This is a genomic window from Schaalia turicensis, assembly GCF_019380255.1.
GTDB classification, from domain to species: Bacteria; Actinomycetota; Actinomycetes; order Actinomycetales; family Actinomycetaceae; genus Pauljensenia; species Pauljensenia turicensis_A.
Window position 1 is genome coordinate 1487082 of record NZ_CP048928.1, and the last position, 26299, is coordinate 1513380.

At 58.5% G+C, this 26299-nt stretch carries 22 protein-coding genes and 1 riboswitch; of the genes, 7 read left to right on the forward strand and 15 right to left on the reverse strand.

Annotated elements, in window-relative coordinates:
• The first annotated feature begins 28 nt into the window (after positions 1 to 28).
• A complete protein-coding gene (locus G5S47_RS06560; RefSeq protein ID WP_219585424.1) occupies positions 29 to 400 on the forward strand; it encodes a hypothetical protein in 372 nt (123 codons plus the stop codon).
• Between the two features lie 60 nt (positions 401 to 460).
• Complete coding sequence (locus G5S47_RS06565) at positions 461 to 673, forward strand: hypothetical protein (RefSeq protein WP_219585425.1); 213 nt, start codon at positions 461 to 463, stop codon at positions 671 to 673.
• A gap of 35 nt (positions 674 to 708) precedes the next feature.
• Here G5S47_RS06565 and G5S47_RS06570 read toward each other — a convergent pair whose 3' ends face one another.
• Together G5S47_RS06570 and G5S47_RS06575 are read right to left on the reverse strand one after the other, a co-directional pair.
• The gene (locus G5S47_RS06570; protein ID WP_219585426.1) at positions 709 to 1248 is read right to left on the reverse strand and encodes a zinc ribbon domain-containing protein; all 540 of its coding nucleotides are present in this window, start codon (positions 1246 to 1248) and stop codon (positions 709 to 711) included.
• 11 nt (positions 1249 to 1259) lie between these two features.
• On the reverse strand, positions 1260 to 1901 hold the full coding sequence (locus G5S47_RS06575; protein ID WP_219585427.1) for a DUF1294 domain-containing protein: 642 nt from the start codon (positions 1899 to 1901) through the stop codon (positions 1260 to 1262).
• 663 nt (positions 1902 to 2564) lie between these two features.
• On the opposite strand from G5S47_RS06575, the gene G5S47_RS06580 reads away from it, so the two are divergent.
• The 4 genes from G5S47_RS06580 (at position 2565) to G5S47_RS06595 (ending at position 5348) form a co-directional block, all read left to right on the forward strand.
• Complete coding sequence (locus tag G5S47_RS06580; protein ID WP_219585428.1) at positions 2565 to 2873, forward strand: sortase family protein; 309 nt, start codon at positions 2565 to 2567, stop codon at positions 2871 to 2873.
• Positions 2874 to 2927: 54 nt separating this feature from the next.
• Positions 2928 to 3296, forward strand: coding sequence for a sortase domain-containing protein (locus G5S47_RS06585; RefSeq protein WP_373273803.1), 369 nt, complete (start codon positions 2928 to 2930; stop codon positions 3294 to 3296).
• Positions 3297 to 3535: 239 nt separating this feature from the next.
• Positions 3536 to 4177 (forward strand): hypothetical protein, encoded by a 642-nt coding sequence (locus tag G5S47_RS06590; protein WP_219585429.1) that lies wholly within the window; start codon positions 3536 to 3538, stop codon positions 4175 to 4177.
• 10 nt (positions 4178 to 4187) lie between these two features.
• The gene (locus G5S47_RS06595; RefSeq protein WP_219585430.1) at positions 4188 to 5348 is read left to right on the forward strand and encodes a hypothetical protein; all 1161 of its coding nucleotides are present in this window, start codon (positions 4188 to 4190) and stop codon (positions 5346 to 5348) included.
• A gap of 115 nt (positions 5349 to 5463) precedes the next feature.
• On the opposite strand, the gene G5S47_RS06600 is transcribed toward G5S47_RS06595, so the two are convergent.
• The 8 genes from G5S47_RS06600 to guaA form a co-directional block, all read right to left on the reverse strand.
• Positions 5464 to 5706: a hypothetical protein gene (locus G5S47_RS06600; RefSeq protein ID WP_219585431.1), complete on the reverse strand. Its 243-nt coding sequence runs from the start codon at positions 5704 to 5706 to the stop codon at positions 5464 to 5466.
• A gap of 169 nt (positions 5707 to 5875) precedes the next feature.
• A complete protein-coding gene (locus G5S47_RS06605) occupies positions 5876 to 6019 on the reverse strand; it encodes a hypothetical protein (RefSeq protein WP_219585432.1) in 144 nt (47 codons plus the stop codon).
• On the reverse strand, positions 6016 to 6438 hold the full coding sequence (locus tag G5S47_RS06610; RefSeq protein WP_257878430.1) for a hypothetical protein: 423 nt from the start codon (positions 6436 to 6438) through the stop codon (positions 6016 to 6018). The genes G5S47_RS06605 and G5S47_RS06610 overlap by 4 nt, the downstream gene beginning before the upstream one ends.
• Positions 6435 to 7511 (reverse strand): 5-methylcytosine-specific restriction endonuclease system specificity protein McrC, encoded by a 1077-nt coding sequence (gene mcrC, locus G5S47_RS06615; protein ID WP_219585433.1) that lies wholly within the window; start codon positions 7509 to 7511, stop codon positions 6435 to 6437. The genes G5S47_RS06610 and mcrC overlap by 4 nt, the downstream gene beginning before the upstream one ends.
• Entirely contained in the window at positions 7508 to 9910 is a 2403-nt protein-coding gene (locus G5S47_RS08550; protein WP_257878431.1) for an AAA family ATPase, read from the reverse strand. The genes mcrC and G5S47_RS08550 overlap by 4 nt, the downstream gene beginning before the upstream one ends.
• A gap of 10 nt (positions 9911 to 9920) precedes the next feature.
• On the reverse strand, positions 9921 to 10292 hold the full coding sequence (locus G5S47_RS06625) for a hypothetical protein (RefSeq protein ID WP_218840337.1): 372 nt from the start codon (positions 10290 to 10292) through the stop codon (positions 9921 to 9923).
• A 266-nt stretch (positions 10293 to 10558) separates the two neighbouring features.
• Positions 10559 to 12478 (reverse strand): TetM/TetW/TetO/TetS family tetracycline resistance ribosomal protection protein, encoded by a 1920-nt coding sequence (tet, locus tag G5S47_RS06630; protein WP_219585434.1) that lies wholly within the window; start codon positions 12476 to 12478, stop codon positions 10559 to 10561.
• A gap of 969 nt (positions 12479 to 13447) precedes the next feature.
• On the reverse strand, positions 13448 to 15016 hold the full coding sequence (gene guaA / locus G5S47_RS06635) for a glutamine-hydrolyzing GMP synthase (protein ID WP_006681533.1): 1569 nt from the start codon (positions 15014 to 15016) through the stop codon (positions 13448 to 13450).
• Between the two features lie 345 nt (positions 15017 to 15361).
• Between guaA and G5S47_RS06640 the strand changes: the two genes are divergently transcribed.
• Positions 15362 to 16744: a hypothetical protein gene (locus tag G5S47_RS06640; protein ID WP_219585435.1), complete on the forward strand. Its 1383-nt coding sequence runs from the start codon at positions 15362 to 15364 to the stop codon at positions 16742 to 16744.
• A gap of 236 nt (positions 16745 to 16980) precedes the next feature.
• Here G5S47_RS06640 and purH read toward each other — a convergent pair whose 3' ends face one another.
• The 5 genes from purH to G5S47_RS06665 all read right to left on the reverse strand — a co-directional run bounded on the left by purH (position 16981) and on the right by G5S47_RS06665 (position 26267).
• Positions 16981 to 18819: a bifunctional phosphoribosylaminoimidazolecarboxamide formyltransferase/IMP cyclohydrolase gene (gene purH, locus G5S47_RS06645; RefSeq protein ID WP_219585436.1), complete on the reverse strand. Its 1839-nt coding sequence runs from the start codon at positions 18817 to 18819 to the stop codon at positions 16981 to 16983.
• A gap of 26 nt (positions 18820 to 18845) precedes the next feature.
• A riboswitch (ZMP/ZTP riboswitch) is annotated at positions 18846 to 18931 on the reverse strand.
• 370 nt (positions 18932 to 19301) lie between these two features.
• Positions 19302 to 20810: a cell division protein PerM gene (locus tag G5S47_RS06650; protein WP_257878516.1), complete on the reverse strand. Its 1509-nt coding sequence runs from the start codon at positions 20808 to 20810 to the stop codon at positions 19302 to 19304.
• Between the two features lie 278 nt (positions 20811 to 21088).
• Positions 21089 to 22009: a succinate--CoA ligase subunit alpha gene (sucD, locus tag G5S47_RS06655; protein ID WP_006681537.1), complete on the reverse strand. Its 921-nt coding sequence runs from the start codon at positions 22007 to 22009 to the stop codon at positions 21089 to 21091.
• 27 nt (positions 22010 to 22036) lie between these two features.
• A complete protein-coding gene (gene sucC / locus G5S47_RS06660; RefSeq protein WP_219585438.1) occupies positions 22037 to 23236 on the reverse strand; it encodes an ADP-forming succinate--CoA ligase subunit beta in 1200 nt (399 codons plus the stop codon).
• Positions 23237 to 23327: 91 nt separating this feature from the next.
• The gene (locus G5S47_RS06665) at positions 23328 to 26267 is read right to left on the reverse strand and encodes a UvrD-helicase domain-containing protein (RefSeq protein ID WP_219585439.1); all 2940 of its coding nucleotides are present in this window, start codon (positions 26265 to 26267) and stop codon (positions 23328 to 23330) included.
• Positions 26268 to 26299 lie beyond the last annotated feature (32 nt).

Here is a 26299-nt window from a genome sequence, read left to right on the forward strand (position 1 = left end):
CGACGAGCGCGGTCCGGTCTCGCGCTACATGAGGCGCATCGACACCGAATCGCTCGGGGACAGCGAGCTCGCTCGCGACCACAAGAGCGGAATCTGCTTCAGCAACCTCCTGTTCAACGAGGTTGATCGTTTCGCCAGCAGCAATCACAAAGGGGACGGGTTTTCGGATTACGAGCTTCTCGGCACTCCGGACGAAAAGGACAGGGGGCCTCTGTTCACGTGCCGCCTGATTGAAGAGCAAATATTTAGCCACGAGAACGGAAGGTTCCGCAACTGGTGGTACGCGGACATGTACGACGATCTCCTCGTCTTCTACTCGCCCCTCAAGGACGAAGAGAACAGCCCGACCCCCGTGAAGGCCTGGAGGCGCTACGACCAGATCTGGCGGGAAGAGCAATAGATCTACGTCCAAGACAGCAACCACCCCTGGCACGTCTGCCGTTACGGCTTCAGCGCCGACGTGATGGAGCGCTACGACTACCGCGAGGGTAAATGGGTCCGTGACCTCGACCTCTACGGCATCGCTGCGAGCAAGTACTGGGAGTTCGAGGAGATAACCGCCGAAGGGGCCACGGCGATCATCGGAAAGCGCAAAGAAGAAATGGCCCCAAAGGAAGAGACTCAAGAACCCGAGAAGCGCCCCCAATGGGAGCGCTTCTTCAGAGACGCCTAGCTCGCCCCGCCGTCAGATACCCCGGGCAAACCTTGCTACGGCCTCTTCGGCACGTGCGGCAGCTTGGCCCCGCAGGAAGAGCAGAACGCTGCGTTACCGGTCGCCTTGGCACCGCAATAGGGGCAGAAAGCCGCGCGCACCATGCGGTCCGTCGGCGTCCAAGTCCTAATCCCCTTGGCGATCAGGTCTGCCACGCGTTCGGCTATGCCCGAGTCATCGTTAGAGCTCGCTACGGTGTAGTCGCTCGTGAGGTGGCCCTTGTAGTCGAAGTCGATCACGAACTTCCACGAACTGATGCCGCTGAGCGAAGCGACGGTCCCGTAAACCTTGTGCCCGCTCACGGAAAGGGACTCGAGCCTTTTGACAGATCGCCCCGCGGCCGCGACGATCTCCTCGAACCCCTCCTGGGTCACATCGTCCCTGAAGCACTCGCTCGCGCGGTCCCACTCGGCTTTTGCCTTGACCTTCTCGAGCTCGATCTTCCGCTTATCCTGCCTATCGCATGCGAACAGTACGATGCCGAGAAAAGCAAGAGCGGGAAATAGGATCATCAGCATGTTGGCCAGAGCTTCCATTCGAGGTCCCCCTAAACAAGCCCGGCGCTGTGGGCAAGAAGAAACAGCGCGACGTGCAGGATGATGAAGGAGGGCAGCCCTGCCGTGAAATACCACTTGAGCGTCTTATGGTGGGCGACGCGCATCCCGGCGATGCCGCCGAGGGCTCCTCCTGCGAGCGAGAGACCGAGCAAAGCAGCTTCGGGGAACCTGCTGCCGCGGTCGATCGCTCTCTTCTTGTCCAGGCAGAAGACGGCGAACGTGATGACGTTGATGGCGAGAAGGTATACACCAAGAGCGACGATGACGGGCGCGTTGAACGAAGCGCCCGGCTCCAGATCGACGACGATGACGCCAGCCCAAACGAGCACGACAAGCACCCACACAATCAAGAAGACTATGGCACTGAACCACCAGGCGATGTTGTGCTTGTTCATGTGGTTCCTGGTGAAGAGCATGAGGGCAAGGAGCATCCCCAGGGCGCCGCCTGCTGCGGCGAACAGGGTCAAGATCCTGCCGTCCATGAGGCCGGTATCCTCGTCCTGGTTGTAACGGGTTATCGCGTAGTCGATCGCGAAGAGAATGAACGTGAGGGCGTTGATGCCCGCAAGATAGATAACGAAGGGGTGAACGCCCTGGACAGCACCACCCAGGGCAGATAGTACCTGCTCCATAAGAAGAACTCCTGCCTGAACAACAGGCCGCCATTATACAGGTAGATTGAACGCCCGATGCGCCTGGACCATTGATGCTGCGGGGATGCCGAGAAGAACCTTTCCGCGGCCGAACCCGCATGGCCAGCCGCAGGTCGCTCTAACCTCTCGCGCCATTCGTCTGCTTCCATTCGTCCGAAATGACAACCGCAGCAGGCCGTGTCCCAACGGATGGGTACCATTTACCCGGGTGCACCTGGGGCAACGGGCCGTCAGGCCCGCGCAAGGTCGCTCGCAGAACACGCAACATCAAACACGACAGAAGAAGCGAACGACAGATGCCGGACCCCGGACGACAGCACCGCGGAAGACGAGCATTCCGACCACAACCGAACAACTCCAGCTACTAGGCAGGCGCCCGCATGGGCGCCTTTTACTTTTCAGGGACTTAGCTGCGAGCTAAGGCACGCGGCTCATGGCCGTTTCGTGGAGGCCCGACCAGCTCGACCCACCTCGACCCGTCTCCGTCCCCGTCGTGCGCGCGACGCGCCATCAGGCGGTTCAATCGTCGCGCAGACGAAAAGGGACACTGTGCCGCGCGGCGTACCTGCGCGGCGCCGCATCGACACCGAACCGGAGGCCCTGGGCGCTTGCCCGGGGCCTCCCCTGCGAACGGAGGAGGACATGGACAAAGGGAAAGCCGCCACGGCGCTCGCCGTCATCGTGGCGTTGCTGGCGCTGGCGGCGCTCGCCGTCTTGCCGCAACCCGAGAAGAACCCGTACGGGGTGCACGAGGTGCCCGCTACGGAAGAAGGCACGGCAATGGAGGCGCAAGAGACGGGAGACGGCATCGACTGGGACGCCCTTCCCGTCTCCATCGTCGCATGGGTGCGCGTGCCGGGCACGACCGTCGACTACCCGATCGTCCAGGGCCGGCCGGAATCGCCCGACTTCTACCTCACCCATGACGCCGGCGGCGAAAGATCCGCGTAGGGCACTCCCTACATCGACGCCGGGTGCGCGCAGGGCGCCGCGAGCCCGCTCGTCATCGTCTACGGGCACCACATGTCCGACGGCACCATGTTCGCGCCGCTCGCTCAGTACTCTTCGCGCGACTTCGCCGAGGGGCACCGCGTCATCCGGGTCTACACCCGCGAGAAGGAGATCGAACTCGAGGTCTTCGCGGTTGACGTGGTCGACGCGAGCTCAGAGGGCAAGCGGACCGACTTCGGCGACGCGGCGGAGCTCGACGCCTACCTCGGGGACAAATTGTCCCGATGCGAGGTCGTCCTGGAAGAGCCGGCGGAGGTCGCCCAGGCATGGGCTTTCGTGACGTGCAGCTACCAGACGAGCAACTCCCGCACCGTGGTCTACGCGAAGGAGGTGGAAGCATGGGATTCGCGCCCTTCGGAATAGGGCTCCTCATGGGGCTCCTCACGCTCACGGCCTACGCCTGCTGCGCCGCCGGCGACGACGACCGTGACTAGCCGCCGACAAGACGAAACTACAGCCGAACAAAACCCTTCGACCCCTTACCGCCATATCTCGGCAAGGGGTCTTGCATATGGTGAGATAATTTACGCACTTGATGAAAACAAGACGCCGCCGGCAGCTGCTCAGTAAGCTCCCGGTTGTCCATGAACAGAGGTGCGCAATTGGGAAAGATAAAGCTGCAAGACGTCAAAAGGGTTATCGACATCGGGAAAGACGTCCGGCCCTTCGTTGAGCCCGCTGTGAACAAATACGGGCCCGCTCTAATCGACTGGGGGCAACAGAGGGGAAAGCAGGCGGCAGACAGCCTGGGAGAAGCCAAGGACTCATTCCTTTCAAAGGGCCAGGCAATCAAGGACAAGAAGGAGCAGAAAAAGTCACTCAAGGCAGCCCGCAAGAAGGCCGTGGCAAGCTCGATTGCGTCAATCTCCGCAAAGGAGTTCTTTGAGAACTTCGAGAACAACGTCTCCAGCGAAGCCGATCTCAGCGATGGGTACATGGCAATCGCCGGCTGCTACGCCGTCGTTACGATGAAATCGGCACGAGAGAAAGACCCTTCCGCCTACGAGGACGTCTATGTCGGTTGCGGCAAATCCATGGGCTTCAGCATCTACACCCAGCTTTGCGGTTTCGGCAATGTGGATGTCTATGCCGACTTCAAGTTCAAAAGGCCCATGATGATCTTGGTCTTCCCATGCGAGGAGAAAGACCTCGAGACCCGCTACGAGGCCCTCGTCAGGGATCTTCAGGCCGAGAACTCGTACAACAAATGGGACGTCCTGGCGCATTCCGACGAGGCGGAATAGGGCCGATGGCATGAGCGACAAAGAACTTGCGTCGATCAGCGTCGAGGTCGTTCCCGTCGAGGACTTGAAGAACATCAGGATCGTCGCGAACGCCGATGCGGGTAAAGAGGGTCACTCCGGCATCGGGGAGCGGGTGGACGCCGTTCTCAGCCTCGCCTCGGACGTCATAGGCCTCGCCAAGGGAAAGCACCTCTACAAAGTCGAGGTCCCCGAAGGCTACAGCCTTAAGGACCTCGTCGCCTCGAAAAAGGACCCGGAAGCGGTGAGGGCCCTCGTCCGAAACCCGAAAGGTCGCCTGAGCGGTGACGTCTCCCTCAAAGCCGCCGGGGTCAGCCCCGCGCAGATCGCCAGCGTCGGCCTTGCCGCAGCGGCGATGGTTGTCGGCCAGGCGTACATGACCGAAATAAGCGACAGCCTCCAGCGCGTCGACGCCAAACTGGAAGCGATCGCCTCCATGATCGCCGGCGATCAGAAGGCAAAGGTCAAAAACGCCCTGGACATCGCAAAGACCTACGCAGCCCTTCATGACGATTACCTCCAAAAGCCCGCCGAGGCGCGCCAGGCGGCAAGGAACGAGATCGAGGGCAGGTACAACGACGTCGGCCAGGTAATCGATTGGATTACCGAGCAACTCGCCGGCATCGAAGACAAGGCCAGAGACGCTGCAGAGCGCGAGAAGGACCTCGAACCGCTGCTTAAAGAGGTCCAATCCTACGAGGCTCAGTTCGGCATGTGCCTCCAGGCCCTATCGGCGCTCGCCATGACGCGCATGTACTACGACGGCAGCATGGACGACCGCAGCGCCCTCATCGAAGAGCAGCGGATTCTCGACAAATCTCAGGGCTTTCTGAAAAAGAGGCAGGTCCTCGCCGCGCTCATGGAGATGAAGATCGGAGGCATGAAAGGGGCGCCCATCGCGCTTCCACGCGGCGCCCAGGGGAACGCCCTCAAGAGGCTGGTCTCCCAGACGCCCAGGGCCGCCGCAAAGGAGCAGCTCCTCGAGGCCAAGGTCGAGATGCGCGCGAGCCTACGCTCGGGAGAGTCGAAACTGAGGTCCGAGGCCGAAGATCGAAAAGGCGAGATCGAACGCATCGCGGCGGCATCCCGGACAGCCAGGACGCTGCTCACGGACGGGACCGACTGCTGGCTCATCGACGATCAAACAGATTAGGAGAGACAAAGAGGCGGGCAATTTGCCCGCCTCTTCTCACATCACCCACTTGAACACAGCGCGGAACAGTCAGACGAAAAAGCCCAGCGTGACCTTCAGCGCCGCCTTGAGGAACCTACCAAGCCTCTTCATCGACGTCACCCCAATCTTCCTTGACCTTGCGGGCGCCCTCCTCGGCGCCCTCTTCCTTCTCTTCGGCGAGCAGCCTCGCCAGCTCGTCCGGCACGCCCGGGACCTCCGCTCTCCCCAGCGCGCGCTGCAGGTCCCTTATCTGCGACTTCAGCGGTTTTGAGGAAGGGCCTACGTGCTCGCGGTAGCAGGCGCCGATCGCGGCCGAGTCGCACAGGAAGCCGCGCACCCAGGCAAACGCCTCGTCGCCGTCGAGCAGGACGCGGCCGGGCTTGGGCGAGCTCGGCCTCCGAGGCCAGCATGAAGCGCCACCCGCGGGACCTGCGCGCCGCCGGGATGCCGTCCGCGGGCGCGTCGGCGCGCCAGTCGTCGCACACCTGATGCCAGTTCGCCGTGAGTCAGAGCCCCTTCTCGGGCTCCTCGCGCATCTCGAGCTCGAACTCCGTGAGCATGTTCGCGCCGGAGAACGGCGAGCCCTCCGTGAACGAGAGCGTGTCGAACAGCGTCGTCCTGCCGCCCTCGTACTCTATCCTCACCATCATCTCCGGCCCCTCTCCCTGCGCTGGTCCTGCCTGGCCCGCTGCCGCTCGGCGGTGATGATGCGCTGTTGCTCGTCCCCTCGGCGGCCCTCGCGTGGGTTGCCGCCGGCATCGACGCACCCGCCATCGTCCCCGTAGCGGGTCTTGAGCGGCATGAGCCCGTTCTCGGCCATGTAGGCGCGCGCAGCCTCGAGGCGGCGGTACCCCTCGCCACCCGCCTGGCCGCGCCGCTCCAGCGTCGCCATACTGAGCCCGAACTCCTCGATGGACTCGACGTCGAACTTCGCGCAGGTCTCGAGCGCCGAGGAGAGCCTGCTCAGCTCCGAGAGGTCGTTGAGCTCGAGGGCGCGCTCGGCGGAATCACGCAGATTTGCCACCAGCTCGTCAATTTGAGCCGCATTGGCTGTTCCCGCTTCACTCATACCGCAATCGTCTCCTTCACGAAGTGCGCCTCGGCTATGCCGTCGAGCTGGGCGCGGATGGCCTCGAACGGCTGGTTCAGGTCGAGCGTCTTCACGCTTATCCGGTTGCCGCTCATCTGGTAGGTGCTGTCCGGCTGGATTTCCTCATCGGTCTTGGCGTAGAGCAGCATGCCGGAGACTTCGTGTGGCACACCCGCCCGCTCAAGTTCCGCCTCCTTGTTCTTCACATAGGTGAAGATCTGGTACAGGTTGCCGGAGTGGATGGTATGGACATCCCAGCTCTCCTGCGTCGAGTGCGTGTAGTACTTCGCGTCGATGATGAGGATGCGGTTGTCCCGGCTGAGTACGATGTCGCTCTGCATGGTTGGCAGCATCGTCCCGAAGCCGCCATCGAGAGCCCACTTGATCTGCGGCGAGCTCGCATCGGCAATACGGCACTCGGCGGCATAGTACTCGAGGATGAACTTCTCGTAGAGGCGTTCCATGTATTTCGGTTTGATGTAGGTCATGAGGCGCATCTCGCCGCGCTCGCTCGTCAGCAGCATCCCCTGCAGCACGAGCTGGCACACCGACAGCAGCATGCGGTAGCTCTGCGTGTTGCGCGTGAATCGGATGGAAGACCAGCGGATGGCCGAAGGATCCACCTCTTCGACGCCCGTGAAGAACAGCATCCGCTTCTTCAGCTCGTCGCGGTGCTCGGCGCTCACGTTGCCGTGGCACAGCAGGATCATCGACGTTGTCTTGAGCACCTGGTTCAGCAGATTGTCCTCGGAAAGCTCGTCGAACTCGCATGAGACGACCTGCCTGTGGGCGAGCCGGTTCCTCAGCGTACCGGGCATGTCGACCTTGCCGCGAAGCGAGGTGAGGTCTTCGGCGCGGTTCAGGTACTCGCGATGCAGCCCCTGCTTGAGCTGGCGGGCTATGCCCTTCGCGAGAATCATCGCGAACAGGTCGTGGATGCGCTCGAACTCCTCGCCCGCGACGTCGTCCTCGCGGTCGGGTCGCAGGTCTTGGAAGGCGTAGGAGAGCATATAGTAGACGTTCTTGATGAATATGCTCTTGTCCTTGATCATCGCTGGAACACCCCGTGCATAACGTTTTCCCAACGCTTGACCTTGGCCTCGTCGTCGAACCAGTACTCGGAGAGCATGGGTAGGATGTCGTAGTCCACGACCTCCTGCAGCCACTCCTCATCGCACGCGTCGCGCCCGCAGAGATAGCTGTGGCCGATGCAGAATCCCGCGCCAAGAGACTTGTCTCGGGCGATTTCCGCATTGAGCTCCTTCACTTTGGCAATCAGCTCGTCGAACGTCTCGTTGTCTAAAGCCTTCTGGTAGGCGGCGAAACCCTCCGAGTCGAAGCCCGGCTCCATCTCGAAGAACGAGAAACGACGGCGCAGCGCGTAGTCGATCATCGCAAGCGAGCGGTCGGCGGTGTTCATCATGCCGATGATGTAGAGGTTCTCCGGCACGCTGAAGGGCAGCCCGTTGTAGGCGAGTGTCGCCTTGTGCCCACGGTAGTCCCGCTCGATGAGCATCAGCAGCTCGCCGAATATCTTGGACATGTTGCCACGGTTGATCTCGTCGATGATGAAGAAGAAGTCCTTGTCCGGGCGGTTTGCGGCCTTCTGGCAGAAGCGGTAGAACACCCCGTACTTCATCTCGAACGTCTCACCAGCGGGCTTGTAGCCCATCATGAAGTCCTCGTAGGAGTAATTCTGGTGGAACTGCACGAACTCGATGCGGCTGTCGTCCTTCTCGCCCATTATCGACCATGCCAGCCGGTTGGCGGCGAAGGTCTTACCCACGCCCGGAGCGCCCTGAAGGATGACGTTCTTCTTGTTCCTGAGCACTGCGACGAGGTGGCGGTACCGCTCCTCCGTCATGTAGACCTCCTCGAGGAAGTCGTCGGGCGTGTACGTCTCGACGGCCTTCTCGTCGGCGATGGGGTTCTCCTCGCGGATGAGGTCGAGGATGAAGTCGTACTCGCCGGGGGTAAGCTTGAAGAGGCTACCCTGCGGGTTGATGAAGTACTCCATCTTCTCGAGCTCGGGGCAGTCGTGCAACGTCTGGTAGTCGACGGGCGTTGCAAGCCCCTCTACCTTCTCGAAGTAGAGCTGCTCGCCATCTTGCTCGGACGTTATCTTGGCGATGGCCACGACCTGCTTCACGGGGTTGGACTCGTAGCCGATGACCATGTCACCGGCCTTGGCATCGAGGAAGTTCTGGAAGATGCGGCGCTTGTTGCCGTTCTCGTTGTAGAGGGTGTACGACTTCACCTCGCCGACCGGCAGCCCCGAGAAGCTCCAAATCTTGGGGTTGGCGTTGAGCCACCAGTAGCCCCTCGCGCCCTCGCCCTCGGAGGCGGCGACGAACAGAGCGACGCCATCGGTGTCGAAGCGTCCGAGCGCCTCGGACAGCTCGTCGCGCAGCCGCCAGATGTAGCTGCCCTCCTCGTCCTTCTCGGCGTGCCTGCCGGTGTAGAGCACCGGCCACCACTTGAAGTTCTTGGTGTCGCCCTGCATCACAGGGCATCCAGTCTTGTCCACAACGCGCTTGGCGAGCGCCACCGAACCGGACAGGTAGAAGTTGCTTGACTCGCCGTACTTCACCGAGAGCTGCTTGCACGAGGCAGCGCCGCCGTAGTCCTTCAGGCGCTTTACTATCTCGAGGCTGCCCTCGGTGAACACGGCCTCGTCGCCGAGCAACGCCAGCCATTCGTCCGAGGTGAGGCCGGGGTCGTACTCGTCCTTGGAGGGGAACCAGTCCGCCGCCGACGCGCCCCTCTGGTTTCCCGAGACGTAGCGGCTGATGTAGAAGCCCACGTCGATGGTGAGCGTGCGCAGCTGCGGGTCTGGGTAGCACTCAGACGTGAGCTGTGAGCGCAGCATGGTGCTAAGCTCGTCGTCCTTCTGCAGCTCCTCGCACAGCTCATCGTAGAACGCGAGGTGGCTGCGCACGTTGTCGGCGTAGGCACCCTTCTTGAAACGATAGCTCGCGTCGAGTCCGTCCGCCGCCTTCTTGACCTCGCCGAACTTGTAAATGTAGTACCTGTCCGGGTAGCGCAGCCACAGGTAGGTGGTGATGGCGTTCTCGTACTGGTAGTGCTGACCTGCGCCGTTGCCGTACTTCTCCAGCAGCGTGGTCGACCCCTGCTTGAACGCCTCTATGCGCTCGTAATAGTCTACGCTCTCGTCGAAGAGTGCGATGAACATCGACCGCACCTCCTCGGGCGCGGTGTTGGCGAAGTTCACAATCATCCGCGCCGGGAAGTTGTTCATCGATGCGAGCAGGTTGTAGGTCTTGGACAGCGACCGCTCGAGCATGCCTGCGAAGTCCGGCGCGTTCACGTCCCAGTTGTCCTGGAAGTGCTTCACGGCCTCCCACTTATACCGCTCGTTTCCCCATTGGGTGGCGACGAAGTCCCTTTTGTACTCTACGAGCACCTCTTTAAGTCGGAATGCATCGAACATGGCTAGCTCCTTACGCGCTTCTCAGGCTCTGGTATATCTCGTCGGTGAAAATGCCCAGAACCTGCCTCTTTATCTCGTCGTTGCTCAGCAGCAGCGAGAAGAAGTCCTGATTCTGCGAAAGCCCCTCGATGAGGGCGTCGTCGATGTCGTCGAAATAGGAGAACTCGAAGTCTTTCACCGTGTTATTCTTCGCGGACGCCTTGAGCTTTTCGGACTTGAGCAGAAGGTCGCGGATTTGCAGCATAGCCTTTACGGCAACGTCGTTGTCGTAGGACTTGCCGGTGCGACTGTTGATCTCGGCGATGATCTGCGAGAGCCGTTCCTCCTTGGCCTCGCTCAGCTCGAAAGCCTCCGTTGCTGGCGGCTTTGCTATGACTTTCATACGAAACGAAACTCAGGAGTACAGTGCGGCACTCAAAAGTGCAGGCCAGAACCCTATCAGCCTACTCCCACTCGACAAATTCAAGTATATGAGGAAGTATTTCTCTTGAATTTACAGGTAAAATATTCGCAAATTTGCTAATATTTTACCTGCTATTTTCGGCTGTCAATTTTCTTAGTATCAAAATAGTATCACAAGAGGCTGGAAAATGCAACAGAATTATGTGGAGCTCTACATAATTCTGTAACCTTCTTTGCTGTGGTGTATCAAGTAATCTTACTGAACATATGGCGCACCTTGTCCAGGCGGCTGTTTGGACGGCGGGGCTGGATGACCGGCTCGCCGACAGCGGCCTGATACCCTTTCAGTTCTGTAAGACATACGCTCCGCCCGTTGGTGTAAAAGGCCAGATCAGTACGGTATGCCTGTATATAGCGGGCGGGAATTTCGCCAGTAAAGACAACTTCATCCTTTTTTACCTGGGCCGTTTCGATAGCGGCACAGTATTTTGGCGCATCGTGATAAGCCCTGGAAAGGTATTCCTGGGGCGCATAGAGGGTGAACGAGAGATAAGGTTCCAGCAACTGCGTTCCTGATTTCTTCAATGCCTGTTCCAATACAATCGGGGCCAATGAGCGAAAATCCGCCGGCGTGCTGACCGGGCTATAATAAAGCCCGTATTCAAAGCAAATCTTACAGTCCGTTACGTTCCAGCCGCACAAGCCTTGTTCCAGCCCGTAACGGATACCATCCATGACAGCGTTTTGAAAACTCTGGTTCAAGTATCCCAGGGAAACCCGGCTCTCGTATTGTACACCGGAGCCAAGCGGGAGCGGCGTAACAGACAGTCCGATGGATGCCCAAAATGGGTTGGGCGGCACCTCAATATGGATAGTGTGGCTGGCTGCTTTGAGCGGCCGCTCTAAATAAATGACGGTAGGTTCCTTCACCGCTGTTTCAATCTTGTACTTTTCTGCCAGCAAAGCGGAAACAACCTCCAACTGCACCCGGCCCAAAAAAGAAAGAATGATCTCATGGGTGATGGAATCCACCTCGTAGCGCAAAAGCGGGTCAGTATCCGCAATTTGCGTAAGAGCGTCCAGCAGCCGTTCTCTTTGCGCTGCCGTTTTCGGCGTGATCGCCGTCCGCAGCATGGGGAGGGGGGCATCGCACCACCTTTCACGAGGAAGCCGGGTGTTGTCCCCTAATACGTCGTTTAATCCCACGCTGTCGCTGGGAAGGATGACAATTTCGCCCTTGTGGGCGGTGTCTGTCCGAACAATCTCCCCTTTGGATGGAATACGCATCTCTGTGATTTTCAGCTTTTCTCTCCCGGCCAGGGCCACCGTATCCCGCAGGCGCAGCGTTCCGCTGTATAGCCGCAGATAGATAAGCCGCTGGTCACAATCTGTATACTCCACCTTGAAAACGTTGCCGCATAGGGCGGCGCTCCCCTGTTCCCCAATCGGTTGGAACAGCCCTGTCACCGCATCCATCAACGGTTGAATGCCAAGGCCCTTTTTGGCGCTGCCGTGATAGACCGGGAATAGGGAGGCGTCTTGAACCCGCCGCTGTTCCTCCTGCGCAAGTTCTTCCCGGCTGATTGGTTCTCCTGCGATATATTTTTCCAATAATTCATCGTTATTTTCGATGACCGCATCCCATGCTTCTATGTCGGTATTTTCATCCAGGACTATTTCCGGGGACAGCGACACCGTCTGCTTGATGATAATATCGGCGGAGAGCTTATCCCGAACAGACTGATACACACCCTGCAAATCAACGCCAGCCTGGTCGATTTTGTTGATAAAGATAACGGTGGGAATGTTCATTTTCCGCAGGGCATAGAACAGAATACGGGTCTGGGCCTGCACACCATCTTTAGCGGAGATCACCAAGATAGCCCCATCTAAAACGGCCAAAGAGCGGTACACCTCCGCCAAAAAATCCATGTGGCCGGGCGTATCCACTATGTTGACTTTACATCTGCGCCACAGGAAGGAAGTGACTGCCGCTTGAATGGTAATCCCACGCTGCCGCTCCAACAGCATGGTGTCCGTCCTCGTTGTCCCTTTTTCGACGCTCCCCGGTTCTGAAATGGCTCCGCTGGCATACAGCAGGCTTTCAGTCAGTGTCGTCTTGCCGGCGTCTACATGGGCAAGAATCCCGATATTGATTATATTCATGTCTATCCTCCATACAAGGCCCAAATGGGCGCAAAAATCCCCAGCGGCTAATACTTTTACCGCTGGGGATCATGACTTCGGACACACAAAAACACACACGGCTTACATAAGCTGCTGTCCGTCACGATATTTGCTTAAAAGGCAAAAGTATTCTTAAATTGGGTACAAAAACCAAGCCCCTGCAAGGGGCAAGCATTTTTGCGCCCATTATCAAATTTTATTTAAGAATACCTTGCCGCATATTTGGTAGACTCCTCAAATCAGGATAATAACAGTATATCATAGTGCGCTCTAAAAAACAAGAAATTATTTTACCCGATTCCCCAAATAAAACTGGAGGGCATTCACTGGAACACCCTCCATTTTTGGTGATTATCGCAACCGAATCAGGACGCCAGGCTAGGCGGTGAGCTCCGCTCGCACCTGCGTATGCTGAGTTTTTACTCCCCATTGCATGCAAAGGCATTTTCGACGCACCCGGGGAGTAAATGACGCAGTGGCTTACACGGCGGCACGCGGTAGTACGCCGCGGCATTTCCCCTGATTACTCCCGTTTTCATTGAGACGGAAAGATTCTTTACTCCCCATTAGCCACCTGGGGTAACGCCGTACGGAGACCGCAAAAACGCCCATTGAGTTCGATTTGAGTTTCACAGGCCACGAGACGGTCCCGTTTTGCCCTCGGGGACAAAAAGCGCGCGTCTACTCACTCGGGATGAATCCTTACTCCCATTCCTCCGAATACCGCCCCGTGCCTTGCCGTCTTGAAATACGGGGAGTAAATGGCGAAATCGCAGGTGAAAGGGAGTAAAAAGGCAAAGAAAAAGCCTCCGTCCCAACATGGAAACGGAGGCTCGATAATCGGTTTTACTCACCAATGTCGCTGGCGGCTTTGCCGTGGCTCTCGTACGAAACGAAACTCAGCAGCACAGTGCGGCACTCAAAGATGCAGGTCAGAACCCTGTCAGCCTACTCCCACTCGATCGTTGCCGGCGGCTTGGACGTCACGTCCAGCACCACGCGGTTCACTTCTGCAACCGAGTTGGTAATGCGCGTCGAGATCTTCGCCAGCACGTCATACGGCAGGCGGGTCCAGTCTGCGGTCATCGCGTCTTCCGAAGAAACGGGACGCAGGACGATCGGGTGGCCATAGGTGCGACCATCACCCTGAACACCCACGGAACGAACATCTGCAAGCAGAACGACCGGGCACTGCCAGATTTCAGAATCGAGGCCAGCAGCAGTCAGCTCTTCGCGAACAATCAGGTCAGCTGCACGCAGGATGTCGAGGCGTTCCTTCGTGACCTCGCCGATGATGCGAATACCGAGGCCCGGGCCCGGGAAGGGCTGGCGCTCAACCAGGTAGTCGGGCAGACCGAGCTCGCGACCAACAGCGCGGACCTCGTCCTTGAACAGCGTGCGCAGGGGCTCAACGAGCTCGAACTTCATGTCGTCGGGCAGGCCACCAACGTTGTGGTGGCTCTTGATGTTTGCTGCGCCCTCGCCACCGCCGGATTCGACAACGTCCGGGTACAGGGTGCCTTGAACGAGGAACTTGACCTCGCCACCTTCCGCACCGATCTGTTCAATGACCTGCTTCTGAGCAGCCTCGAATGAGCGAATGAACTCACGACCGATGATCTTGCGCTTGGTTTCCGGATCGGAAACGCCCGCGAGCGCGCTGAGGAATCGTTCGGATTCATCGCAGGTCACAACGCGGATGCCCATGCCTCGCGCATAGTCGCCTTCGACCTGTTCGCGTTCGCCCGCGCGGAGCAGACCGTGGTCGATGAAGAAGCAGGTGAGCTGGTCACCGACTGCCTTGTGAACCAGCGCTGCTGCCACGGAAGAGTCAACACCGCCGGAGAGCGCGCAGATCACCTGAGCGTCGCCAACCTGCTTGCGGATCGCCTCGACCTGTTCGTCAATGATGGAGCCTGCGGTCCATGAGGGTTCCAGTCCAGCGCCTTCGTAGAGGAAGTTCTTCAGAGCGTCCTGGCCACACTGCGAGTGGCCGACCTCGGGATGCCATTGCAGACCGAACAGCTTGCGGGAGCGATCTTCGAACGCTGCAACCGGGGTTTCGGAGGTGGATGCGGTGACCTCGAACCCTTCGGGAGCCGCCTGGACTGCATCACCGTGGCTCATCCACACGACCTGGTCAGCGGGAGTGCCAGCGAAGAGGCAGGACGAGGTGCCGACGGAAGCATCCGTATGCCCGTATTCGCGGGTGCCGGTGCGACCGACGGTTCCTCCGAGGACAGCGGCCATTGTCTGGAAGCCGTAGCAGATGCCAAGCAACGGAACACCGGCATCAAAGATTGCGGGGTCAATCGACGGAGCGCCCTCTTCATACACGGAGGACGGGCCACCCGACAGGATGATCGCTGCCGGGTCCTTCGCCAGCATGTCGGCGACCGACATGGTGTGAGGAACGATCTCAGAGTAAATGGAGGCTTCACGAACGCGACGGGCGATCAGCTGCGCGTACTGTGCACCAAAATCAACGACGAGGACGGGGCGAGGAGTTGAATTCATGGCTCAATCGTACCTGTCGCTCGTCAGCGAAACGACCCGCGCGAGCGTTCAACGCGTCTCAACCCGCTCCCCACCACCGCGCTTGTTCACCAATCCCACCCCACTCACCACCCCGCTTGTTCACCAATCCCACCCCACTCACCACCGCGCTTGTTCACCAATCGCCACTCAAAAATACGAGGCTGTGCGTCCCCGTCTCGCTCCCCATCCGGTGAACAAGCGCGGCCAAAAACCCACAGATGCTTGAACAAGCGCGGTCAATGAAGCCCGTTCAAGCACCTCGTTTCTTGAACAAGCGCGGTCGGTTGAGCGCAAGAAAACCTAGAGGTACGACACAATAGACTCATGCCTGCCAACGACCACCAGATGCCAGCCTTCGGCGCTTTCATGCTCGAACGTGGCAAACACGGCAGTCATAAACGCTTCCCGGACGGTCGCAAGCTTTCCAACGCAGAGCGTCAAGCGCTCCCACTCATCGCGGAATTAAACGCTCCCCTGCAAGTGGCTCGAGACCAGATCGCCAGCATCGCTCACTCCCGAGACGTCCCATGGTTGATCGATCAGTTCCTCAGCCCCGTCGCACTCGCCTCGAAGAAGCGCGTAAAGCTTCCAAACTGGAACCTCCTCTTGAAAGCAGTTGCGCACATCGAAGGAGCATTTGATGCCCAAGACCCCACGATTGCTCCGGCCCACACCCCAGATGTTCCACGTAAGAAACTGCTGGCCGGCCTCGTGAACTGGGCCGAGGCAACCCGAACGAGAGCCAGCGACCCACGCTGGGGCGACATCGACGGCCAGCCTGTCACGCACGCGCAATTTGTTGCTTGGCGAGCGTCAACGGCACGGCAGGAGCTTGCAGTCATCCCTCACCTCGAAGTACCCGCACCATTCGCTCACGCCTTGGAAATCGTGCAGGCATGGGATACCGTGCTTGCTGATCGCGGTTATGTTGGCGAGCAGTTTTCTCTGCGTGAAGAGGTTGTTCGACTGCACAACTGGCCGGGCGATCAGTGGGTTGACGGCGACGACTATGCTTCGGCGCAAAAGCGTTTTCACCGTCGCTTGAAGAAGGCGCGCAAGCTCGCCGATGATCCGGTGCGCGACGCGGTAATGCAACGTGCTCTTTACCTGCGCGAGGGGCTCCTCCTTGATGGAGTTGACCCGTTAAAATGGTTCCTCGCAGTTTGTAAGTTCCGCTGGTCGGTACCGGATATGCTCGACGTCCGCCCGGAGATTTTTACGTGGAAGCTCGCCGAACAGCTCGCTCATCTCGCCGGAGCTCCGGGGCACGATGATCAGTCGGCAAGTATCGACCTGTCGACGCTGACCGTGAATGACCCGCGCGAATTGGGGCAAGGTAACCTGCGCGCAGTCAGCGGCCCGCGGATCATGATCGACTTGGATGAAGATGTTGTGACAGCGCTTCCACCAGGGTGCCGAGTACGACGTTTCATCGTTTCGGGGCAGTCTGCTCTGGGCCCGGATTGGACCGTGTATTGGGTTGATTCAGAACGCGGGGATGCGCGCGTTATCTTGGATCTCGTCGAGTCCGAGAAGCTGCACCCGAACGTCATCTTCGTCTCCGACGGACAGCCTGACGACCTGGCGAATCTACTGCGCCCATTCTTGGAAGTCGCTTTCGAGATTCCCACGAACCCTCTGACTGCGCACAGTCACATCCCGGGCGTCATGCCACTCTTCCCCGAGCATCCAGACGCGGGGCTGTAGCTTCGAGCCTGATTTCAGGGTGTCAGAGGCTCAAAATGAGGCACCACAGTCTCTCGGTTCCGCGCGTTCCGCGTGCTCTCGGTGTTCCTTGCAAACTCGCCACTTTACCGCGCTTGTTCACCTTTCCTTCGCACACGGCAGTGTACTCAGATGAAATTCCCCCTGCCGGAGCGCTCCAGCAGGGGGATAATCAGTGGACGATGTCGCCGTTTCCAACAACCTCGCCGAAATGCAGGTCAGTGTGCGAAGTGGCGCGTGCCCGTCATGTACATCGTGATGCCAGCAGCCTTCGCAGCTTCGATGGATTCCTCGTCGCGGACGGATCCGCCAGGCTGAACGACAGCCTTCACGCCGGCATCAATCAGGACCTGCAGGCCATCAGCGAAGGGGAAGAACGCATCGGATGCGGCAACCGCGCCGATGGAACGCTGCTCAGTTTTTGCGCCAAGAATGTCTTCTGCGCGCGCACCGCCAGCGGACTGAATATCTGCGCCCGCATCCTTGGCCGCGTCACCGGTAGAGCGACCTCCCAGCGTGTTTGCGCGTTCGACTGCAAGCTTGCAGGAATCAACGCGGTTGACCTGTCCCATACCGACGCCGACCGAAGCCTCATCCTTAACCAGCAGGATCGCGTTAGAGCGGACGGCGCGAACCGTGCGCCATGCGAACTCAAGGTCAGCTAGGGTTGCAGCATCCGCGGCTTCACCTGCGACGAGCGTCCAGTTTGCCGGATCGTCGCCGACTGCATCGACGTCATCGCGGTCCTGAACCAGCAGGCCACCAGAAATCTGCTTGAACTCTCTGGCACCGACTGCCAGCGGAGCAACTTCCAGGACACGCAGATTCTTCTTCGCAGACAGGACCTCGAGCGCACCCTCGTCGTATCCGGGGGCCAGCACAACCTCGGTGAAGATCGGGACGATCTGCTTAGCCAGTTCAACGCTGACCGGGCGGTTCACGGCGATCACGCCACCGAATGCGGAGACGGGGTCACACGCGTGCGCCTTGCGATGTGCCTCCGCGACGTCGTCGGCAACGGCGATACCGCAGGGGTTCGCGTGCTTGATGATGGCGACGCAGGGGCGCTCGTGGTCGTAGACAGCGCGCAGGGCAGCGTCACCGTCGGTGTAGTTGTTGTAGCTCATTGCCTTGCCATGCAGCTGGCGAGCATTGGCGATGCCGGGCAGAAGCTCGTTTTCGTCGAGGTCTTCTTCGTCTGCGATCTCGCGGTACACGGCAGCGTTCTGATGCGGATTCTCACCGTAGCGCAGGGAGTCAACGCGTTCGAAAGCATCGGCGACGAACGCCGGCATGTCGCCTTCTTCGTCGTCAGCTTCGACGATTTCTTCGGATTCCCCGTCGACGGCAAACCCGAGGGACTCAAGGAACGCAGCATCGGAAGCGTCGAGGTGGGTTTCGCAGACCTCGTCCAATTCGTCGCGGACATCGTCCAGATCGAGCTGATCGGCAAACCAGCCGGAGATGGCCAGATCGTAAGTTGCGGTATGTGCGAAGGCGCGTGCTGCCAGTTCGCGACGTTGTTTCAGCGTGAAACCTTCAGCCCGGGCAGCTTCAATAACCGCAGCGTAGGAATCGGGCGAGGTCACGACTGCAACCGACGGATGGTTCTTCGCCGCTGCACGCACCATGGACGGGCCACCGATATCAATCTGCTCGACGCATTCGTCGAAGCTACCCCCGCCGGCAACCGTCTGAGTGAACGGGTAGAGATTGCAAATAACCAGGTCAAATGCCTTCACGCCGAGTTCGCTGATCTGCTCGCGGTGGTCAGCCTTGCGCTGATCAGCAAGAATGCCCGCGTGAATCATCGGGTGCAGGGTCTTCACGCGACCTTCGAGGACCTCAGGGAAACCGGTGACGTCGTCAACGGGGGTAACCGGGACGCCAGCTTCTGCGATCTTCGCGGCGGTCGAGCCGGTGGAAACAATTTCAACGCCAGCGCCAGCAAGTGCGGTGGCAAGCTCAATCAGACCGGTCTTGTCATAGACGGAAATAAGAGCGCGGGTAATGGGGCGGACGTCAATAGCTTCGAGATTGTCCAGGCGAACGGACATGGGTTCCTCCAGTAATGGTTGATCATGCCCGGCGCCCAGGCGGGCGACGCCTCACGGGTACTTCGGGTTGCTCCCCGGTGGTGATCCACCCTCGCCAGTTGCAACCTACGGCGATCGTATCCCGTAGCGCGTGTGCGTTCCAAGCAGGTCCAGTGAGGGATTCGCCCCACATTCGCCTTCCGCGTGCCAGTTATCGACGAGGCCGACCGCGCTTGTTCAAGGTTCCGTCGAAGCTCAGCGTCCCAGTCTTCGCGCGTTTCAAAGTGAGAAACTAGCAAACAAAGTGCGCGAGGCCTCGTTCCTTCGCTCAGTCGATCGCTGAACACTCCCTGTCTGCACCCACTAGAACCGCCGTGGCGCCGAACGTGGGATCTTCGCACGCTTGAACAAGCGCACGCTTGTTGGAGCCTTCGCCGGATACAGAACAGCTAACCGCGCTTGTTCAAGCGGAGCGTGCACCGATCAATGAGTCGGTTCGGTGTTCATTCGCCCTCTTCCAAGCGCGCTTGTTCACCGGTCGAGAGCGAAGAGAGGTCAAGACGCTCAGTTGCAAGCGCATCTTCGGAGCGCGCTTGTTCAGCTTCCTGCTGAGCCGGAGACTTCACCGTCGGCTCAACAACTTGGGGAGTCGGTGTCCATGGAACAAGTTCAGGTTCCGACTGGGATTCTTTGGGGGTGTCATCGGCGCGCTTGTTCACCAAAACCTCGAGTTCTTCCTCGGTCGGGTCAGTATCAATTTCATCCGGTTCCGGAGTCTCTTCTGCTTCAACAAGCGCGGTCGAAACAGGCACGTCTGAAGCCGAAACATCGGAGGGCGATTCTTCAACAAGCGCGGTCGAAGACGGAGCCGTTTGCCCAGCGTCAAGAAGCGAAAGCTCCCATTGATCGCGCATCCACTTCAACGAGCGCGGGTGAACGATCACCCAACCAAATACAAACGCCAAACCAACTTCGCTGAGCAGAGCCGCAGTAGTCGGACCGACATGCGGCCCTAGGAATACCATGCGCGTCGCCCCCAGCTGAAGGGTTGACATGGCCATCCACATCCAGAAGCCAACACCGATCACGACAAATGCGACAGCGGAAAGAACAAACTGTTCACGAAGCGATGCTTGCCGACGCTTCCTTCCGCGCCACATACCGATGCCAAAACCGATCGCAATCGGAACGAGGATCGTCCAATAGCTTGGAGTGATATTGGGCATCGCGCCCAAGACAGGGATACCTGGGATCGGCAAAGTTGGGGCTGACGTGGGCGAATGAAGCGCATCGACTCCGACCCAGAATCCGGGTCCAGCAAACCAAGCCAACGTCCACGCCAAGATTGTTGGGGCGAAAAATAACTGACCGAGTCCAACAAGCGCGTCCTCAATTGGAGATGTCGTGAGCAGGAGCTGGTGGATCCCCGCGATTTGTGAGGTATGAGTAAGAAGGGCGATCAGAGTAAGAACCGCCGCAGATCCGACGACGACTGTGAGTGCGATTGCGGCCTCGCGAATTCCTAAACGAATGAGGCGCGGGACTCCCCACCGGCGAAGTGGATGGTCACCACAAGAAAAAAACGCCCACGCCGACGCGAGAAGCGAAACGAATAGGGCACCCGGCATCGCTTCCCACCAGCGCACATACGAAGCACCCGAACCGATCAGGAAAGCGGTCATCACAGTGAAAGCAGGAACGGCGAACCAGTTCGACGATGGCGAGAACTCTTCGCCTCCGCGCAAGAAGAGTCGGAGCAACACAACGAGGCCGATCGACACAAGAGTGGGGATGGCGTGATAGGTGACGGTTTCTGTATGAACTGATGCGCCGAAGAGGACTCCGAAGACATCCGAACTGGACGCGAACACCGTGTCCCAGCCGATTTTTGACACCCACGGGTTCGACGCGACCGTCAGGAAGGAGCCCATGACGATAAGAACGCAGGTAGCCCAACCGACGAATGCTGCTTCAACGCCCGAAAGCATGGCGCGCGCCCAACCGTCAGGCATGCTCACGCGAATAGTTTTCCGCGTCGGAGCGTACGTCGTTGTGGTGACGCTTGGTGAAGTCTCAGGCGTAACGTTCATAGCGTTATCCATCATGACGCACCGGTGGCCGGTAGGGCTTTCGCACCACCGGCCACCGTCAGATTGAGACCTACCTCAGTGTGGAAGCGAGATCAGATCGCTTTCAGAGTTTGTGTTCTGGCCACTCCGTTTGCAGAGTTTGTGTTCTGTTCGCTTCCGGCCTCTTCAGTTTGCCCTGCCAAAACCGGCATAGTGTGCAACTACTTTGAGAGGATTTCTCGAGCAAGCTGAGCGGTCTGCGACGGAGTCCGACCGACGCGAACACCAACTGCTTCTAGGGCCTCGGCCTTTGCCGCAGCAGTACCGGAAGAACCGGAAACGATCGCGCCAGCGTGCCCCATGGTCTTGCCTTCGGGGGCTGTAAAACCAGCAACGTAGGCGACAACGGGTTTCGTCATGTTTTCCTTGATCCAGGTAGCTGCTCGTTCTTCTGCGTCGCCACCGATTTCGCCGATCATCACAACCAGATCGGTGTCGGGGTCGGCTTCGAACGCCGCCAAGGCATCGATGTGGGTGGTTCCGACCACCGGGTCGCCACCGATGCCAAGGCAGGTGGTGAAACCAAAGTCGCGGAGTTCGTACATGAGCTGGTACGTGAGCGTGCCGGACTTAGAAACTAGGCCGATGCGACCCGGACCGGTGATGTCTGCTGGTGTGATACCAACGTTTGATTGGTTTGGGCTAATGATGCCTGGGCAGTTCGGGCCAATCAGACGAACACCCTTCTTCAGTGCATGCGACACGAAAACGGTTGAGTCTGCGACAGGAATACCTTCGGTGATCACAACGATCGTTTCGATGCCAGCATCAATCGCTTCAAGTGCGGCTCCCTTCGCGAAGGCCGGCGGAACGAAGATGACGGAAGTGTTCGCGTTCGTTGCTTCTTTTGCTTCAGCAACAGTGGCGTACACGGGTACGGACACTGTTCCGTTTTCGACCCGGTCAGCGGCCGGGCCGTAGCCAACCACGTCAAAGTCGACACTGGTGCCGGCTTTGCGCGGGTTAGTGCCAGCAACAATGGTCGTGCCGGCGCTCAGCATCCGTTGCGTGTGCTTGCGACCTTCAGCGCCCGTCATACCCTGGACGATGACACGGGAGTCAGAGTTAAGGAAAATCGACATTCTTTTCGTCCTTTGTCTTTCGTCTGGTCAGTTCTGAGCCGGCCGTGAAGCAACGGCCTCGGCAGCAAGTTCAGCTGCACGTCGTGCGGCATCGTCCATGGTCTCAACCATGTGGATCAACGGATGGTTCGCCGCCTGGAGGATCGCTCGACCTTCGGCGACCTTATTTCCATCGAGGCGAACCACCAGAGGCTTCGTCGCAGAGTCGCCAAGAACTTCGAGAGCTCCGATGATGCCTTCCGCGACCTTGTCACATGCGGTAATGCCACCGAAAACGTTAACGAAGACAGAGCGAACCTGCTCGTCGCCGAGGATGATGTCGAGGCCCTTTGCCATCACTTCAGCCGAAGCACCGCCACCGATATCGAGGAAGTTTGCCGGTTTTACGCCAAGATCTTCACCGGCCATCGCAACGACGTCGAGGGTTGACATGACCAGACCAGCACCGTTACCGATGATGCCAACTTCACCTTCGAGGCGCACGTAGTTCAGTCCGGCTTCCTTCGCCAGCGCCTCGCGGGGATCTTGGGTGGCTCGGTCGACGAGTTCTTCGTGTTCCGGATGGCGGAAGCGGGCGTTGTCGTCCAGGCTGACCTTGCCGTCGACTGCCCACACGGTACCGTCGGTGGCAGTGACAAGAGGATTGACCTCGACAAGGGTTGCGTCCTCGTCGCGGTAGGTTTCCCAGAGCAGGACGAGGACCGGAATGAGGGGATCCTGGCGTTCAGCGGGGAATCCCGCTTGCGTCAAGATCTCCCGTGCCACTTGATCGTTGATTCCGATGACGGGGTTCAGAGGCACGCGAGCTAGGGCTTCGGGGCGTTCCTTCGCCAGGGTTTCAATGTCCATACCGCCTTCGCGGGAGCACATTGCAAGGTAGCGACGGTTCGATCGATCAAGGAGGATCGAGAAGTAGTATTCCTCGGCGATGTCGGCACCCGATGCGATCAGCAGGGTTTTGACGATATGTCCCTTGATATCGAGTCCAAGAATTGCCTCTGCTTTTTCAGCGGCTTCTGCGGCAGTGTAAGCAAGTTTGACGCCACCTGCCTTTCCGCGGCCACCGGTTTTCACCTGCGCTTTGACGACGAGAAGCTCGGCGCCATCTGAGAGCAGACGAGTTGCCGCTGTGCGCGCCTCTTCGACAGTCGTTGCGGTAAGCCCGGGCAGTACGGGAACGCCGTGCTTTCGAAACATGTCACGTGCTTGGTATTCATACAGGTCCACGGGTGGACTCCTTTGTCATCTATGGCTTGTCATTGAACAGACTAACGACCATTTAGGCCGTTCGTCCTAAGAACGCCAATTTATGTTCGATTCAGATTTTTTCTAGGGGTGCAACTCGAAGAAGCAGGCGCTTCTCCGCTTCGCTGAATTTGACCCGAGCAACCGTTGTTTTCCCCTGACCTTCGAGGCCAACAACAGTTCCCTCCCCCAGACTCGCGTGTTTAACCCTATCGCCAACCTTCAAGTCAAGGAGTGGTCGGTGCGTATTGCGTGACGTTTGTTGCGCACCCATGCGTATGGTTTTCCCGGTTCGAATACCTGTGACTCGAGAGGCAGTTTCTGCTTTACCGGAGCCAAAAACTGGCCCATCATCATCCAAGGCACGACCGGTGTGCGAAGAGTAGGAGCCCGATCCCCATCCGCTCCCCCAGGAGTTTTCGCGCGAACGCAGTCGTTCACTTGCAGTTGAGGATCGGCGAATATCGCATAGCTCCGGCGGAATATCTGCGAGGAACTGGGACGGCAACATCTCTTGCGGACTACCCCAAGCTGAGCGAATAGAGGCTCGAGTCAGATACAGTCGCTCACGCGCACGCGTAATTGCCACGTACGCAAGGCGACGCTCTTCCGCAAGCTCAGACTCATCCCCAAGCGACCTTTGATGCGGGAAGGTCCCATCTTCCATGCCGGTGACAAACACGATGGGGAATTCCAGCCCCTTCGCTGTATGCACTGTCATCAACGTCACCTGACCACTTCGCTGGTCTTCAGATGGAATTTGATCCGAATCTGCAACGAGTGCGACTCGCTCAAGGAAGTCGACCACACTACCGCGCGGGTTCACGTGCGCGAAATCAATCGCTACTGAGTGCAATTCTGCAAGGTTTTCCACGCGCGAAGCATCCTGAGGATCCTCCGACTTTCGTAGCGTAGCGAGGTATCCAGTCTTATCCAGGATCTCCTCGAGGATATCGGCAGTCGACACACCCTTTTCACTTGCTTGCCGAGTAGATTCGATAAGACCCCAGAACGCAGCAATCGACTTTCGCGCTCGCGGAGAAAGGCCAAGGACCTCGCGCTGTTCACCACTGGGGGGCAACTGCCGGCTGGGCAAATTTCCGATCGACGAGGCCGAGTTTACATCTTGAGCATCCGGCGGATTTTGCTCGAATGTACGTACCTCTACGTCTGCCCACGCACTGAGCGCATTGTCTACGATGGCCCCCGGTGTTTCAGACTCAACAAGGGAAGGCTCGCTTGTTTGTTTCCCTAAGTCTGTGGCGTTCGATGGGAAAGGTTTACCCGAAGGAGAATCAGAAGAGGTGGCAACATCGACGAGCGATGTCGCATCGCTTTGACTGACCGTCGGATATTGCCATTCAATACCTTCACTTTCACCCAGCGGGCATCCTTCGCTTTCCCAGACGTCTCGGACAGCTTGGCCGAAGGAAATACCGTATCGAGAAGCATGGACTGCGATAGCGTCTTCAGCTTTTGCGCCGATCCCACGACGCGGAACGTTGATAATTCTGCGGACGGCAACGCTGTCATCAGGATTGGAGATCGCTTGCAGGTAGGCCAGCGCATCTTTGATTTCTTTGCGCTCGTAGAATCGTGTTCCGCCGACCACGCGGTAGGGAATTCCTTGACGCACAAGGAGTTCTTCAATGGCACGTGACTGGGCGTTTGTACGGTAAAAGACTGCAACATCACCATATGAAGCACCCTGATCAGCCAGGCGATCAACTTCAGACACGACAAAACGTGCTTCATCATGTTCAGAATCAGCTGCGTCAAGAGTGATGAGCGCACCATCGCCTGAAGCTGTCCACAGGTTTTTTGGTCGACGCCCTTGGTTGCGCGCGATCACTGCATTCGCGGCAGAGAGAATATTCTGTGTCGACCGATAATTCTGCTCCAGAAGAATTGTGCGAGCACCCGGAAAATCGCGCTCAAACTGCTCAATGTTGCGGATTGTTGCACCGCGGAAGGCGTAAATCGACTGGTCTGAGTCACCAACCACGGTGAGCTCACCGGGTTCTACTCCGTCATCGCCATCGCCGACAAGTAGGCGAACCAGGACATACTGCGCATGGTTCGTGTCTTGATACTCATCCACCAGAATGTGGCGGAAGCGCCGATGATACTGTTGAGCAATCAGTGGCTTGTCTTTCAGCAACTGCACCGTTGCCATGATCAGATCATCGAAGTCCAGCGCATTCGATTCGCGCATTCTCTTTGAGTATTCGCGATAGGTGTTTGCGACGATCTTTGAAATTGGGTCGTTTGCGCAGGTTTCCTCGTATTTGGCGGGAGTAATCAGTTCATTTTTTAGATCTGAAATCTTGGCCGCGATCATTTTGGGTGAGTATCGCTTCACGTCGACATCCATCGATTTCAGGATCATTTGAATGAGTCGCTGAGCATCCTGCGCGTCATAAATGGTGAACGACGAAGTCAGACCGGCGGCCTCGTGCTCACGTCGCAGGATTCGCACGCAGGCCGAATGGAACGTCGAAACCCACATATACGCCGCGCCATGACCGACCAGCCCGCCAACCCTTTCACGCATTTCTGCGGCGGCTTTGTTGGTGAACGTGATCGCAAGAATCTGCCCTTGTGTGGCTCGCCCTGTAGCAAGAAGGTAGGCAATTCGGTGAGTAAGCACGCGCGTTTTCCCAGATCCCGCGCCCGCCATAATCAGTAGCGGTCCACCGTCGTGGACGACAGCTTCGCGTTGCTGATCGTTGAGTTCTCTAATGAGTTCGTCCGGTTCAGAAAAACGAGGCCGGGACTGCCAGTCTGAAGGTTCTTCACTTCCATTGCCCGAATAGCCGAACGCAGATTTCGAGCTGGTCCTATTCGCCTGAGAGAAGTACTCAGTTTCATCCAAAACGGGCACAACATCCTCACCTAGAACGGATCCGCCGGGGAAGTCATACACCGGCGACTCAGGCCCAGGTTCTGGCACACCGCCCCATTCTGAGAATGAAGCGGAGCCAAGATCGGGAAGAGAAGTGAAATCAGTCATCGCTCTCCTAGCCTAAAACAGACCATGTAGAA